The sequence below is a fragment of the Rhodococcus sp. YH3-3 genome (genome assembly GCF_001653035.1).
Classification (GTDB): domain Bacteria; phylum Actinomycetota; class Actinomycetes; order Mycobacteriales; family Mycobacteriaceae; genus Rhodococcus_F; species Rhodococcus_F qingshengii.
This window is the reverse complement of the sequence record NZ_BCWH01000002.1, coordinates 1,515,338-1,529,466: the sequence shown is the minus strand read 5'-3', so window position 1 is coordinate 1,529,466 and position 14,129 is coordinate 1,515,338. Positions and strand designations below refer to the sequence as shown.

General features: G+C 63.6%; 11 protein-coding genes. 4 read left to right on the top strand and 7 right to left on the bottom strand.

Annotation, left to right across the window (positions count from 1 at the left end; all coding sequences use genetic code 11):
• Positions 1 to 3: 3 nt before the first annotated feature.
• Genes fepG through YH3_RS20080 form a run of 3 tightly spaced genes read right to left on the bottom strand, consistent with a single transcriptional unit; the run spans position 4 to position 3,061 of the window.
• Positions 4 to 1,053, bottom strand: coding sequence for an iron-enterobactin ABC transporter permease (fepG, locus tag YH3_RS20090; RefSeq protein ID WP_003946259.1), 1,050 nt, complete (start codon positions 1,051 to 1,053; stop codon positions 4 to 6).
• A complete protein-coding gene (locus YH3_RS20085; protein WP_003946222.1) occupies positions 1,050 to 2,177 on the bottom strand; it encodes a Fe(3+)-siderophore ABC transporter permease in 1,128 nt (375 codons plus the stop codon). The genes fepG and YH3_RS20085 overlap by 4 nt, the downstream gene beginning before the upstream one ends.
• Positions 2,174 to 3,061: a siderophore-interacting protein gene (locus YH3_RS20080; RefSeq protein WP_228232781.1), complete on the bottom strand. Its 888-nt coding sequence runs from the start codon at positions 3,059 to 3,061 to the stop codon at positions 2,174 to 2,176. The genes YH3_RS20085 and YH3_RS20080 overlap by 4 nt, the downstream gene beginning before the upstream one ends.
• A gap of 257 nt (positions 3,062 to 3,318) precedes the next feature.
• Between YH3_RS20080 and YH3_RS20075 the strand changes: the two genes are divergently transcribed.
• Positions 3,319 to 4,977 carry an ABC transporter ATP-binding protein gene (locus YH3_RS20075; RefSeq protein ID WP_228232783.1) on the top strand — a complete coding sequence of 553 codons (1,659 nt, stop codon included), beginning with the start codon at positions 3,319 to 3,321 and terminating at the stop codon, positions 4,975 to 4,977.
• The gene (locus tag YH3_RS20070; protein ID WP_007729003.1) at positions 4,974 to 6,731 is read left to right on the top strand and encodes an ABC transporter ATP-binding protein; all 1,758 of its coding nucleotides are present in this window, start codon (positions 4,974 to 4,976) and stop codon (positions 6,729 to 6,731) included. Before YH3_RS20075 ends, YH3_RS20070 begins: the two co-directional genes overlap by 4 nt.
• A 43-nt stretch (positions 6,732 to 6,774) precedes the next feature.
• Here YH3_RS20070 and YH3_RS20065 read toward each other — a convergent pair whose 3' ends face one another.
• Positions 6,775 to 7,599 (bottom strand): AraC family transcriptional regulator, encoded by an 825-nt coding sequence (locus tag YH3_RS20065; protein ID WP_007729004.1) that lies wholly within the window; start codon positions 7,597 to 7,599, stop codon positions 6,775 to 6,777.
• A gap of 139 nt (positions 7,600 to 7,738) precedes the next feature.
• Here YH3_RS20065 and YH3_RS20060 point away from each other — a divergent pair, with 139 nt between their 5' ends.
• Entirely contained in the window at positions 7,739 to 9,229 is a 1,491-nt protein-coding gene (locus YH3_RS20060; RefSeq protein WP_007729005.1) for an acetyl-CoA acetyltransferase, read from the top strand.
• Between the two features lie 80 nt (positions 9,230 to 9,309).
• Here YH3_RS20060 and YH3_RS20055 read toward each other — a convergent pair whose 3' ends face one another.
• On the bottom strand, positions 9,310 to 10,548 hold the full coding sequence (locus YH3_RS20055; protein WP_064443914.1) for an HNH endonuclease signature motif containing protein: 1,239 nt from the start codon (positions 10,546 to 10,548) through the stop codon (positions 9,310 to 9,312).
• A gap of 287 nt (positions 10,549 to 10,835) precedes the next feature.
• Here YH3_RS20055 and YH3_RS20050 point away from each other — a divergent pair, with 287 nt between their 5' ends.
• Positions 10,836 to 11,333: a TetR/AcrR family transcriptional regulator gene (locus YH3_RS20050; protein WP_064444236.1), complete on the top strand. Its 498-nt coding sequence runs from the start codon at positions 10,836 to 10,838 to the stop codon at positions 11,331 to 11,333.
• Here the strand turns inward: YH3_RS20050 and YH3_RS20045 are convergent.
• Both YH3_RS20045 and YH3_RS20040 read right to left on the bottom strand, forming a co-directional pair.
• Positions 11,330 to 13,138 (bottom strand): ABC-F family ATP-binding cassette domain-containing protein, encoded by a 1,809-nt coding sequence (locus YH3_RS20045; protein ID WP_003946255.1) that lies wholly within the window; start codon positions 13,136 to 13,138, stop codon positions 11,330 to 11,332. The two genes, YH3_RS20050 and YH3_RS20045, sit on opposite strands and share 4 nt — an antisense overlap.
• On the bottom strand, positions 13,138 to 14,073 hold the full coding sequence (locus tag YH3_RS20040) for a 4-(cytidine 5'-diphospho)-2-C-methyl-D-erythritol kinase (RefSeq protein WP_030536307.1): 936 nt from the start codon (positions 14,071 to 14,073) through the stop codon (positions 13,138 to 13,140). Before YH3_RS20040 ends, YH3_RS20045 begins: the two co-directional genes overlap by 1 nt.
• Positions 14,074 to 14,129 lie beyond the last annotated feature (56 nt).

The window sequence follows — 14,129 nt, the reverse complement described above, 5'->3', positions numbered from 1 at the left end:
CGATCACTGCTTACGTGCCTCTCGCGCGAGAAGCCATACGAAATAGATGCCACCGATGGAGACGGTGACGACGCCGACCGGCAACTGTGTCGGCGCGAAAGCTCGCTGCGCCACCCAGTCGCTGACCATCAGCAACGCGCCACCCATTGCTGCCGACGGCAGCAGGGTCACTCCGGCACTACCGGTCAATCGCCTCACCAACTGCGGAGCCGCCAGCGAGACGAACCCGATGGGACCGGCCGCTGCTGTCACCATGGCCGTCAGGGCGACGCCGAGAACAACCAGGGATAGCCGCGTGGGTTCGGCCCGGACGCCGAGCGCCTTGGCGGCGTCGTCGCCCATCTCGAGCATCTGCATCCGCCTGCCCAACACCAGGATCAGCGGAACGAGGATGGCCAGCACGACGACCACCGGCCACACCTGAGTCCAGCCGAGGCCGTTCAACGAACCGGCACCCCACACTGCGGCAGCCATGGCGTCGTCAAGTTTCGCCTTGAGGATCATCCAGGTGTTGACCGAGCCCAACATCGCGCTGATGGCGATACCGACGATGATCAACCGGAATCCCTGCACACCTCGCTTGTACGCAAGGAGATAAACAACTGCTGCGGTGGCGATTCCGCCCACCAGAGCACCGACTGCGATCTCGTAGTAAGTACCACCGATGAGGAGGATGACCACCAGAGCGCCCGTGTACGCACCGGAGTTGAAGCCGATGATGTCCGGGCTACCCAACGGGTTCCTGGTCAGCGATTGGAAGATCGCACCGCTCATACCGAGCGCCGCACCGAGCATCAGCGCCAACAGAACTCGGGGCAGACGCCATTCCACGACGACCATGTGGATACGCGCGGGGGCTTCGCCGAACAGTGCACCGAGGACGTCCCCGATCGGCACTTGGTAGTCACCACTACCGAGCGCGATGACACCGATGGCCAATGCAAGCGCAACGAGGACGAGGCAGACTGTGACCGTGCGGACGTCGATCCGCGCGGACCAGCCTTCTTTGGGTGAGCGCACCACCGTGGTGGCGCGCCCGAAATCGATGCTCACAGACCGCTCACCTTGCTTCGACGCACCAGCATGATCAGCACCGGAGCGCCGATGAAGGCCGTGACGATACCGACCTGAAGTTCACCCGGGCGCAGCACGATTCGGCCGACGACGTCGGAGAAGAGAAGAAGAATCGGCGAGCACACCAACGTGTACGGGAGAATCCATCGCTGATCCGGTCCGACGAACCATCTCGCGACGTGCGGAACCATCAAACCGACGAATCCGATCGGCCCGGCCGCAGCTGTCGCCGCGCCGCACAGCAATGTCACCGCGATGACACCGAGGATGCGAGTACGAGTGATGTTGGCACCGAGCGAACGTGCCAGATCGTCACCCAGGGCCACCGCGTTGAGTTGGCGCGCCAACGCGAGCGCCAGGAAGAGCCCGATGAGAATGAATGGGGCAACGGCCAGAACGATTTCCAACGAACGCCCGCTGAGTGAGCCGGCATTCCACTGGCGCATCTGGTCGAAGGCGGTCGGGTTGAGCAAGGTGATCCCGGACGAGATGCCGCCGAGCACGGAGCCGATGGCAACACCGGCAAGCGTCAGCCGAATGGGCGTCGCACCACCTCGACCGATCGAGCCCAGCGTGTAGACGATCGCCGTGGCTATCACCGCTCCGAGGAACGCGAACCAGATGTACGACCAGATGCTGGTCAGGCCGAAGACCGCGACGGCAACGACCATCGCGAAGCCTGCTCCGGCATTGACACCGAGAATTCCGGGATCAGCCAAGGGATTTCGTGTCATCGCCTGGATGAGGCCACCGGCCACACCCAGTGCCATACCGACTATCAGACCGAGCAGAGTACGCGGTAGTCGCAGGTCACGGATGATCACGTGATCATTGGAATCGTCGTAGTTCACCAGCGCGTCGATCACGGTGCCGAACGGAATGGTCTTCGATCCCACCGCGATACTCAGAAGGAGCACGGCGGCGAGCACCACCAGGCACACCAGAAGACCCGCCATACGACGAGAGTTGGTCGATACCAGCCCGTCCGGTTGCTTCTGCTTCTCGTGCAGCGACTCGTCGATCAGTTCTTCGGTGTGTTTGTCGACTGCGCTCTTGTCCGCCGCACCGCTGTCGACAGCACTCTTGTCGAATCCAACGGTCACAAGCCGGCGCTCTCTAGAGTCTTCTCGACCTCGTCGCGGATCTCTTCCTCGTCGCGGTCCGATTCCCAGGCCGCATCGAGTGCCGCGCGGACACTTTCGTCGAGGGCCTCGTACTTCGCGTTCCACACCTCGGCTTTGTACGTCCAGTAGCCGATGACCTTGTACTGCTCACCCGGCAACTTCAGTTCGTGGCGAAGGTACTTGCGGATGTCACGGAGCATCGTGCTCTCGCCTGCAACCCACACGTATCCGAGTTCGGTGGGCAGGTTCATCGCGCGAACCGCGTCCGGCAACTTCGACGGTGCAACACCGTTGCCACTGCCGACCAGCCAGATGAACTCGACGTCGGCGTCCGAGGTGATCTGCTGCTTGTGAGACTCGTCCACCACCTCGACGATCGCCTTGGCCGACATCCCGGCGGGCAACTGTTCGATCAAGCGCCCGAGTGCGGGGAGTCCAGTCGCGTCGGCGACGAACACCTGCCAGCGTGCGTCGGCCGGGGGCTCGTAGAGGCCACGAGACTCGCCGATCGCCAACTTGTCACCGATCTCGGCCTTCTGTGCCCAGTCGCTGGCGATACCACCCTCGTGAACGACGAAGTCGATCGTCATGCAGCTGGTTTCGGAATCGAACCGTCGCACGGTGTACGGCTGGCACGGGGACGGTTCCTCTCCCTCCGGGTATCGCCAACCGCGCGGTGCATCCGGATCTTCCGCCGGTAGAACGAACTTGCCTGTAGCCGGGACCGGGAAGTGGAGGCGCAGGTATTCGTCACCGGTACCGGTGGTTTCGAAGGCGGTCAGCTCCTCCCCACCGAACACGATACGAACCATTCCCGGGGTCACGTACTCCTTGTGAAGTACCTCGCCGAACACAAGACTCACAACAATCTCCAACATCGATGGAACATGAACCGGACCCGAACACGAGGATCTATCCGACTTCCGGACATAGTTAACCCGCGCTAAGTAAGGTAGACCTTAATTTATTGCAGTGTCGTCGATGAGTCGATGCCTTCTCCGCTGCAACGGGGCCAACTACTATCGCAATTCGGCCAACGCAATACGTATGGCCTGTTCACGACAAGTATTGGCACCGGTGTGACTTCTGACTACCGCCCACGATCCCTAGCGTGGACCCAGTGCCTTCGACACCACTTCTTTCGGCCGAGACAAACGGTCCCCCAACCAGCCCGGCGATCACGCCGCGTCAGGTAATCACACGCGCGATCGCTTCCGAAGGTCGCGGAGCCAAGCTGGCGGCCGCGTCCGTCGGCTTCACCGGCCACCAGGTCGCGGAAGCGTTGGTGCCGGTGGTGATCGGTGCGGTCATCGACCGTGCTGTGGCGACCAGCGATGCCGCCGCACTCGGAAAGTGGATCCTCGTTCTCGGAATTCTCTTCACCGGCTTGTTGCTCAGTTGGCGCTTCGCGGCGCGCATCTCCGATTCCGTCACCGAGCACGGAGCACATCGCTTGCGGATGGACATCGCGCGCCGAGGCCTCGATCCGCACGGCATGTCGCCGCGGCGTATGCCGGGCGAGGTCTACTCGATTGCAACATCCGACGCGGGTTCGGTGGCCGGATTCACGCACACGCTGAGCACCAAACTTGCGGCCGCCTGCGGAGTGCTGACCGCCGCGATTTCGCTACTGGTGATCTCGGTGCCACTCGGCCTGCTCGTCATCCTCGGCACTCCCCCGGTGCTGGCTCTCATGCAGGTGGTCAGTCGGCCGCTCGAACGCCGAGCCGAAACCGATCAGTGGCAGGGCGCCAAGGCCGGCGCGCTAGCCGCGGATCTACTCTCCGGACTCCGAATCCTCTCCGGAATCGGCGCCGGAGATGCTGCAGCGCAGCGGTATCGGGGAGCCAGCCGGACTTCGTTGGGAGCAACCCTTCGCGCACAGAGATACCAAGCGATGTACTCCGCCGCCAACGTTGCGATCGCCGGCGCTTTCCTCGCCGTCATCGCGTACGTGGGCGGACGGATGGCAGCGTCCGGGAGCATCTCGGTCGGTGAATTCGTTGCCGTGGTTGGTCTGGCACAGTTCCTTCGGGGTCCGTTGATCGACATCATCTACTTCGGCGCCGGTCTGGCACGGGCGCGTGCTTCCGCCAACCGCGTCGCAGCACTTCTCGGGACCACCGAGGCTGTGACTCCCGCGGGTGAACCTGTGTCCCTGAATCACTCCGAGTTCCTGACGCTGCGCGACGTCGTGTTGGCCGGAGCGTCACCAGTCGATCTCGACGTCAAACGCGGCGAGATCATCGGCATCGTCACCGAGAATGCCGCCTGGGCGGATGCGTTGGTCGACGCACTGGCGCGTCGAATCGAGCCTTCGAGCGGAACAATTCATCTCGGCGACAACGCCATTCACGAGCTGCACATCGACGAACTTCGCACTCACGTTCTGGCAGCACCGCACGACGCGGCACTGTTCATCGGCACAGTCGGCGACAACATCGACGCCCTCGCACCGATCGGCAGCCGCAACGACGAGGCCATCGCCGCTGCTGCGGCAGATCAAGTGATCTCGGCACTGCCGCTCGGCCTCGCAACCCGAGTCACCGAGCAAGGGAATTCTTTGTCCGGCGGTCAGCGTCAGCGCATCGCGTTGGCGAGGGCACTGGCGAGCGAAGCTCCCGTCCTGGTGCTGCACGATCCCACCACTGCCGTCGACTCCGTCACCGAAGCGCGCATTGCTCGCGGGATCGCCGAGGTACGCGGGGCACACGCCACAATACTTCTGACCAGCAGCCCCGTGCTGCTCGATATCTGCGATCGGGTGATCGAGCTGTGAACGAACTACTCCCCACCGCAACACCGAAACAGGCGCGGCGCGCGGCACTTCGGTTGATGGGACCCCACCGAATTTCCGCGATCGCAGCAGTCGTCACCCTGACCGCCGCGACCGCGATCGGTCTGCTCACACCGCTGGTCCTCGGCGCCATGGTCGACGCCGTGACCGACGCAGACGGCGACGCTGTCTCTCGCATCGGCACACTGACTCTCGCGTTGGTCGGTATCGCGGTTGCCTCATCCCTTCTCGTCGGAGTGAGCAACTACCTGCTCGCCGGCGTCGGCGAGCGCGTTGTCGCCGACCTTCGCGAAGAAGTCGTCGTCCGGGTTCTCGACCTTCCGCAGAGCGACGTCGAACGGGCCGGGCGCGGAGATCTCGTCTCCCGCATCACCGGCGACGTGCGGTTGGTGACCCGGGCCGTATCCGAAGCACTTCCGGTTTTTGCCACCGCGGCACTGACCATCGTGTTGACCCTGATCGGATTGGGTAGCCTCGATTGGAGATTCGCCGTCGCCGCGGTGATCGCGGCACCCATCCAGATCCAGGCGCTGCGCTGGTACCTCTCGAGGTCGGCACCGGTCTACCGCGAGGAGCGGGAGGCAGAAGGTGCACGTGCGCAACAGCTCCTGGACTCGCTGAGCAACTCCGACACCGTCGGATCGCTTCGCCTGGCCCAGCCGCATCTCGAACAGATCGAATCTCGATCGATGACGGCCGTCCGGCTGAGCTTGTTGACCACGCGTCTACGCACCAGGTTCTTCGGCCGGCTCAACATCGCGGAGTTCATCGGCCTGTCCGCTGTGCTGATCACCGGCTTCTGGCTGGTGAAGGACGGTCAGATCAGCATCGGTGCCGCCACCGCCGCAGCCCTGTTCTTCCACCGCCTCTTCGATCCGGTGGGCGCGGTTCTCAGCGTGTTCGACGAATTGCAGGAAGGCACAATCGCGTTGGCTCGCCTGGTCGGAGTCACGCTTGCGCCCGTGCCATCTGCACCGACCGATCCGCAGGAACCTGTCGACAGCTCAGCTTCTTTGGAACGCGTCACATTCTCGTACCGAAGCGGCGACGCTCCTGTTCTGCGAGACATCGACATCACCATTCCGGCAGGAACCGTCACCGCACTGGTGGGCGCTACCGGAGCCGGAAAATCTACAGTCGCAAAGCTGATCGCGGGAACCTACGAACCGACCGAAGGCGTCGTGAAGATCGGGACGGTGCCCCGGAACGAACTGCCACCGTCGACATCTCGGAGCGCGGTGGCCCTCGTGACTCAGGAGGTCCACGTCTTCGCCGGCACGTTGGCCGAGGATCTGCGGCTGGCCGACCCGTCGGCAACCGACAACGACATCACCGCGGCGCTCGATACCGTCGGCGCGTCGGATTGGCTGCGGGCTCTCCCGGACGGACTCGAAACCGTGGTCGGAGACGGTGGACACCGGCTGACCGCAACACAGGCACAACAACTTGCGTTGGCAAGAATCGAATTACTGGATCCGCCGCTGCTGATTCTCGACGAGGCGACCGCCGAAGCGGGCAGCGCCGGAGCCAGGGTCCTCGACGATGCCGCTCTCGCTCTGACCCGGGGTCGCACTGCTGTCACAGTGGCACACCGACTCTCACAGGCCGTCGACGCCGATCAGATCCTGGTGATGGACGACGGCCGCGTCGTCGAGCACGGCTCTCACGACGAGTTGGTCAACCTCGGGGGTCGGTACGCGGAGCTGTGGGAAGCGTGGTCCGCGCCGCGGAGTTGACCGCGACGGTTGCACCGAGCACTTCCGCCCGGTGCAACCCAACTCAAGCGTGCAGAAGGTACGGCACCGATTCGGGCGCCACACTCCCCTTGTTCATCATGCTGCCGGGTGTGCGGCCGGTGACCCGGCGGAACACTGCGACAAAAGCACTCGGAGTTTCGTATCCGACCCGCCTACTGACAACCGAAACCGGCACTCCAGCAGCTAAATACGTCAATGCTGCGCGGACACGTACCTGAATTCGCCACTGCGCAAAAGTCATTCCAGTGCCCTGCGCGAACACACGCGTCAGCGTACGGACGCTACCGCCAGCCGTCAGCGCCCATTCGGACAGCGACCGCTGGTCTGCCGGATTGGCGACCAACGCTTCGGCGACGAACAACGCTCGCGGATCGGTCGGCATCGGAACCTCCACCGCAGCAACTTCGAGCGGCTGCAACATGTCGAAGGCCACCCGCTCGGCGCGACTGCGCGCCTCGTCGGGCATGTTCCGCCGATGCATGTGCAGGAGTACCTCACGCAGGAGAGCGCTGACACCGAACAAGCCCGGAACACCCGACGGCGCCTCGTGAGCCTCGGGCCGGAAGTAGGTGCAGAAGAACTCCGTACCCGGACCGGCCTTCACGGCATGCAACGCCCCGGCAGGCAGCCACAGTCCGGCCGAAGGCGGCACCTCCCAAGTGATGCCGTCAGCGACAACCGTGAGCATTCCACCGGAGTTTCCCCAGATCAGCTCATGTTCAGGATGACGATGCGGGGCCCACTGCCGCTGATGAGAGAGCTTCAGAGTCACCGTTGTCATCGAGTAGGGGTGATCGATGGAACGCGGCCCCACGGGCACCGAAACTCTCTCTGCCACAGCTGTCATGAAGACGAGTATAGGACTTTCGTTAGGCATACCTAAATAGGAACCCGAAAATCGTTGACTGTGACCCCAGAGTTACACATACCAGGGTCCCCGATATCGTGACTGCAACTCCCGGCTACGGGTCGGCAACGAGAGGTACATGATGGTTGACGCATCACGAATCCCGGTCATCGTCGGCGTCGGCGATCTGCGCTGGAATCCTGCCGACGGGCACCGCGAACCCCTCGATCTGATTCACGACGCCACCGTCGCCGCGTTGAACGACAGTGGACACGCTGAACTGGGAACACAGATCGATTCCGTGTTCGCGATCAAGACAGTCAGCTGGTCGTACGACGATCTCCCCGGGCTGCTTGCCTCACGATTAGGCGCGACCCCCACGGTCACCTCTACCTCGCCGATCGGTGGCCACTGGCCCGCGGCGCTCCTCGATCGGATCGGCGCGGCCATCGCTCGCGGTGAATCCTCGGCTGCTCTGCTCGTGGGCGGCGAATCGCACGCCAGCAGCACCGCGCTGCGAAAGTCCGGAGTCGCCCCCGACTCGATCGGGTGGACAGCCGCGCCCGGTGGGCCTCCCGGATTCGATCCGACCGACCTGGGAAGCCCTGAAATGCAGCGCGCCGGTTTCATCGTGCCTACGCGCGTCTACCCGCTCTTCGAGAACTGTTTCAGCGCTGCCGAGGGCCACGACGCCGGTGAATCGCTCGACTGGTCCGCGCGGATGTACGCCGCATTCTCGGAACTGGGTTCGAAGAATCCCGCCTCCTGGACGTCGGAGATCCGATCGGCAGACGAGATCGGCACCGTCGGCCCCGGCAATCGGATGGTCTCCGAGCCGTACCCGCTGATGCTCAACGCCATGCCTTTCGTCAATCAGGCTGCGGCCGTTGTCGTCTGCTCGTTGTCGACGGCCCGCGAGTTCGGGATCGATGAAAGCAAACTGGTGTACCTCTGGGGCGGCGCTGGTGCGAGTGATCCGTTGGACATCCTCAGCCGCAACAGCTTCGACAGCTCGGCCGCGATGCATGACGCCGTACATCGCACACTCGACGGTGCCGGAGTCGGCGCCGACGCACTCGACATCGTCGATGCCTACAGCTGCTTCCCGATCGTGCCCAAGCTGTTGATCCGCGAACTCGGACTTCCCGATACCGCGATCCCAAGCGTCACCGGAGGACACTCGTTCTTCGGCGGACCGCTCAACAGCTACACCCTGCATTCCGTCGCTGAAGTCACCAGGCGAATTCGCGACGGCGCGAACCTTGCCCTCGTCCACGGCAACGGTGGATTCCTCACCTACCAGCACTGCGTACTGCTGTCGTCTGCCGCTCATGCCGACGGGTACGTCGGTGATCCCGACGCACGCGCTTTGACCGCGGAGGCTCCGGAACTGATCACCGATTACCAGGGCACTGCAAAAATTGTCACTGCCTCTGTCGAATACGGTCGCACCGGGGAGCCTGAGATCGGGTTCGTGATCGCGGCAACGCCGGACGGCCGCCGCGTCGCCGGTCACACCGGTCCCGAGAATGCCTCCGAACTGACCCAGCTTCGCGGTGACAACCCTCCGTCGATCGGGCGAACTGTTCACATCAGCGACGAGAACGGGCGACTCACGCTCACGTTCTGACAGTAGCGTTCTGACAGTAGACAGCCGTCAGCACCGGGGCATGGTGATGCCCCGGTGCTCACGTCTTCAGTTGTCGCGGTTCAGGCTGCTGTGGGTGGGCTGTTCCCGCCGATCGGCTGTTGATACGGATCAACAGACATCGGCGGATAGAACACCGTCTTCCGATCCGGTCCGATCTCGACCCGCCATTCGGTGTGGTGCATCGTCCGGTGGTGATGACCGCACAACAAGATCAGGTTGTCGAGATCTGTTGGGCCACCATCGTTCCAGTGAACAATATGATGGGCATCGCACCACCCCGACGGAGTCCCGCACCCCGGAAACGCACACCCACCATCACGAACCGCCACCGCCCGCCGCTGCGGAACCGTCGCCGTTCTCGCTTCCTTACCGCAGTCGAGCGGAACACCATTCGCATCCAACAAGATCCGCGTCACGGTGCAGTCGCACGCCAACATCCGCGCGGTATCGATACTGATCGGGCCCACCCAATCCGCCCACGCAAACCCGAGTTCCTCCGTGGACGGCAGGAGGTCTTTCAACGCCTTGAGGTCGGTCATGTCTTTCGCCGACGCAGTCACCGTGATGTGCGGTTTCACTCCGCCCTCGATCGGACCCAGCCCCGCCCGCTCGTACCGGCGCAGTAGTTCGCAGAACCCGTCCGCGCGCCGCAGCGCCGGCGTGCGGGTGTCCTTGACGCCGTCTTTCTCCGGCGTCGGCGCAGACAGGCTCGACAGCAACGTGATCAGACGGGCCCCGTTGATCGCATCCAAGTCACCCTTCACAGTGACCCGCCCGTACAAACCTTTCGAGGCGTAGAACTCGTTACGCTCCGAATCCTCACCAACCGGAACGCCGTCCTCGCGTTTTCCGTACTGCTTCTCGATCCGCCGGATCGCCGCCCGCACCGCATCACAATCCGCGATGTTCTGCGACGCCAGGCCAAGCAAGATCCCGCGGGCCTTGTCCACATCCGCCAGGGTCATGTTCTTGGGCGGATGCTGACAGAACGACGCCACCTGACGCGCCTTCAACGCATCCACGTCACCGCGATGGAATGCATCCGCGACAACAGGTTCGAGCATCAACAACCGCGCCAACCCGACCAGCAGACTGCACTCACCGATCTCCAGATTCGTCGAACCATGCAACCACTGCGCGATCGCCCGAAAACCCTTCCCACCGAGAACCTCCCGGGAAAACATCTCCACGATCAGCAACACCATCCGCGACTGCAATTCGTGTCGGGCGCGCACCAGATCCAGAACCTCACTCTTGAGGTCCTCGCCATCCAGCTGCCACGCTTCCCGACTGTCCATGCTCAAAGTTTAATCGAACATACTTTCGATAACCAGAGACAAACCGGACAACTTCGGGAACATGAAGACTTGAGACCTGTTGAAGTACATCACCATTCAGCTAGCCGTCAAAGACGACGCGATAGAGGACGTATCCCGCGAAACACACAATCGCAACAACGCACAGCACAAGCAGGATGTCGAAAAAGATGACCACGCTTCACCCCAATCAGTTCGACCCACCGGCGACTTCTCCGTGCGGAGAAATTCTCCAAGCGGAGAAGAGGATATCACGGTATCTTCTCTGGGTGGAGAAATCGACTCGAGAAGCACTTCTGGACGCCGGGCTCGACCTGCTGGGCCGGGTTGGGTTTCGAGCCTGGTCGATGAGAGGCGTCGAAGACGAGGCGGGCGTGCCACACGGCAGCGCACGGCACTACTTCGCAAACCAGCGTGGACTGATAGTCGAGGTGGTGCGACACCTTCTGGACGGTGATCTTCCTCGCCCGGGCGAGACGCCGAAGCAACAGGTGGCCCGGTGGCTGGGGCCTGAATCCGGCCGCACTCGGGCGCGTTACGAACTGATCATCGCGTCATTCCACGATCCCGACCTCGCAGTGGAACTGGTGCGTGGTCGGGATCGGTTTGTCGACATCTTGGTCGAACGCGGCATGACCTCGTCCGATGCAACGGAGTTGGTCGCAGCACTGGACGGGCTCGTTCTGGACGCACTGCTGCGCAGGCATGCTCCGGAAACCCTGGATCCCGAGCGAATCTTCAAGAGGTTCGGGGCGAAGTTCCCCTAGCCGTCCAGCTCGGCGAAGAGCTCCATCCACTGCTCTTCGGCGGCTTCCTTGTCGGCGATGACCTGCTTGAGTTCTGCGCCGAGTTTCTGCAGCTTGTCCGGGTCGGTGGCCGCGTCGGCGAGGGAAGCGTGCAGCTTCTTCTCTCGGTCGTCGAACTTCGCAATGGACCGCTCGAGCTTCGAAAGTTCCTTGCGTGCAGCGCGATCCGCGGCACCGTCGCGGACCTGCTTGCTCTTCGACGCACCACTCGCCGTCGAGGCCACCGACGGGTTGTCGCCATCCCCCATTGCTGCGCGCCGACGCAGGTAGTCCTCGATACCGCCGGGCAGGTTGGTGAGCTTGCGGTCACCGAAGAGCGCCCAGGTGGTGTCACAGATGCGCTCGATCAGGTACCGGTCGTGCGAGATGACCACCATGGTGCCCGCCCAGCCGTCGAGCAGATCTTCGAGTTGCTGAAGCGTGTCGATGTCGAGATCGTTGGTCGGCTCGTCGAGAAGCAGGACGTTGGGCTCGGCCATGAGGACACGCGTCAACTGCAGACGTCGGCGCTCACCACCGGAGAGATCACCGACTGGGGTGCGCTGACGCGCCGGCGTGAAGCCCAACCGCTCAGCCAGCTGACCCGCCGATACTTCCTTGTCTCCCAGCGTGATTCGCTCGGCTACATCCTTGACCGCGTCGAGTACGCGCATGTCGGTCGGTAGATCGTCGAGTTCCTGCTTGAGCCAACCGATGTGGACGGTCTGCCCCTGAATGCGCTTTCCGGCGGCAGGCTCGAGTTCGCCGGCCAGAGTCCGCAGCAGAGTCGTCTTGCCCGAGCCGTTGACACCGACCAGGCCGACACGCTCACCTGGAGCGAGACGCCAGGTCAGATCCTCGACGAGTACACGGCCGTCCGGGGTCTCCAGACGCGCGTCTTCGAGTTCGATGACAACCTTGCCGAGCCGTCGCTGCGCGAACGACGCAAGAGCGACCGCGTCACGAGGTGCCGGAACGTCGGCGATCAGAGCCTCTGCGGCTTCGATGCGGTACTTCGGCTTGGACGTACGGGCCGGCGCACCGCGGCGCAGCCATGCGAGTTCCTTGCGTGCAAGGTTGCGTCGACGCTCTTCGGAAGCGTCAGCCTGACGCGAACGCTCGGCGCGAGCGAACACCCAGTCGTTGTAGCCACCCTCGTAGCTTTCGACGCCGCCGCCGACAACCTCCCAGGTGCGGGTGGCGACGGTGTCGAGGAACCAGCGATCGTGGGTCACGACGACAAGCGCGCTGCGACGCGAGACGAGGTGCTCGGCCAACCACTGAACACCTTCGACGTCGAGGTGGTTGGTGGGCTCGTCGAGCACCAGCAGGTCGAGGTCCTGAACCAGGGCCGCAGCGAGAGCCACGCGGCGACGCTCACCGCCGGACAGGCCGTCGACCTTGGCATCCAATGCGGACCGCTCGCCGCCGGCGCCCAGGTTGTCGATGCCGATACCCGAGAGCACCGAACGGATGCGCGCGTCGCCGGCCCATTCGTGTTGCGCCACTCCGAGCGGCCCCAGGACCACTTCACCGACGGTGGAGCCGGGAGGCAGTACACCGCGCTGCGTCACGACGGCCATACGCAATCCGCCGACGCGGCTGACGCGTCCCGAATCCGGCTGCTCCACACCCGCGAGGACTTCGAGCATGGTCGTCTTACCGCCACCGTTGAGGCCGACGACGCCGATGCGCTCGCCCTCCTCGACGCCCAGGGAGACCCCGTCGAGCAACGGCTTGACGCCGAAAGACTTCGACACGTTTTCCAGATTGATCAGATTCGCCATCAGTGCTGTCCCTTTGCCGCATTGTCGAGTATTCGTGCTCCGGGAACGGGTCCGCTCGCCACGCGAACGGTGCGGCACACCCCCGCTCCCGCAAGTTCTGCGCTCACTTCCACCGCGGACTGTGCGTCGGCGCAGAGAAAGGCGCATGTCGGTCCGGAGCCGGAGACGATGCCGGCCAAAGCTCCGGCTTCGACGCCCGCTCGAAGCGTCCGTCGTAGATCCGGGTTGAGTGAGAGTGCCGCAGCCTGCAGATCGTTGCCGAGCAGCGACGCAAGCAGATGAGCGTCACCCGTGGTCAGTGCCTGGATCAACGCATCGGCGCTCCCCAACCGTTTCGGGGAGCCTTCTGCCCGCAGCTTGTCCAGCTCGCGGAACACGACTGGTGTGCTCAAGCCGCCCTTGGCCAGCGCCAACACCCAGTGAAAAGTGTGGCGGGTCAAGACGGGGACAAGTTGTTCGCCGCGGCCGGTTCCGAGGGCAGTGCCACCGTGCAGCGAGAACGGAACGTCACTCCCGAGGCGTGCCGCAAAAGCGTCGAGATCAGGCCGCGAGAAGTCGAGCTTCCACAAAGCGTTGAGCGCAACCAAAGCGGCGGCTGCGTCGGCACTCCCGCCGGCCATTCCGCCTGCGACGGGGATGCCTTTCTCGATGACTATCTCGACGTTCGGGGCCACGCCACCCTCGACGGCGAGCATCTCGGCGGCACGCCACACGAGGTTGGTGCGATCGGTCGGCACGGCCGCGGCGTCGTCGCCGATCACCCGCACGGTCAAGGTGTCCGCAGGCGCCACCGTGAGGGTGTCTGCCAGCGACAATGCCTGAAAAACCGTCGTCAGCTCGTGATAGCCGTCGTCTCGCAGGTCCCCGACGGCAAGGTGGAGATTCACCTTGGACGGGGCCCGGACGACTACGGGGCGTGGAACGACGGAGAGCACAAGGAACAACAATAGGCGCTGCGAACACCTGGGCGAAAACCTGCGACCGCAGCAGC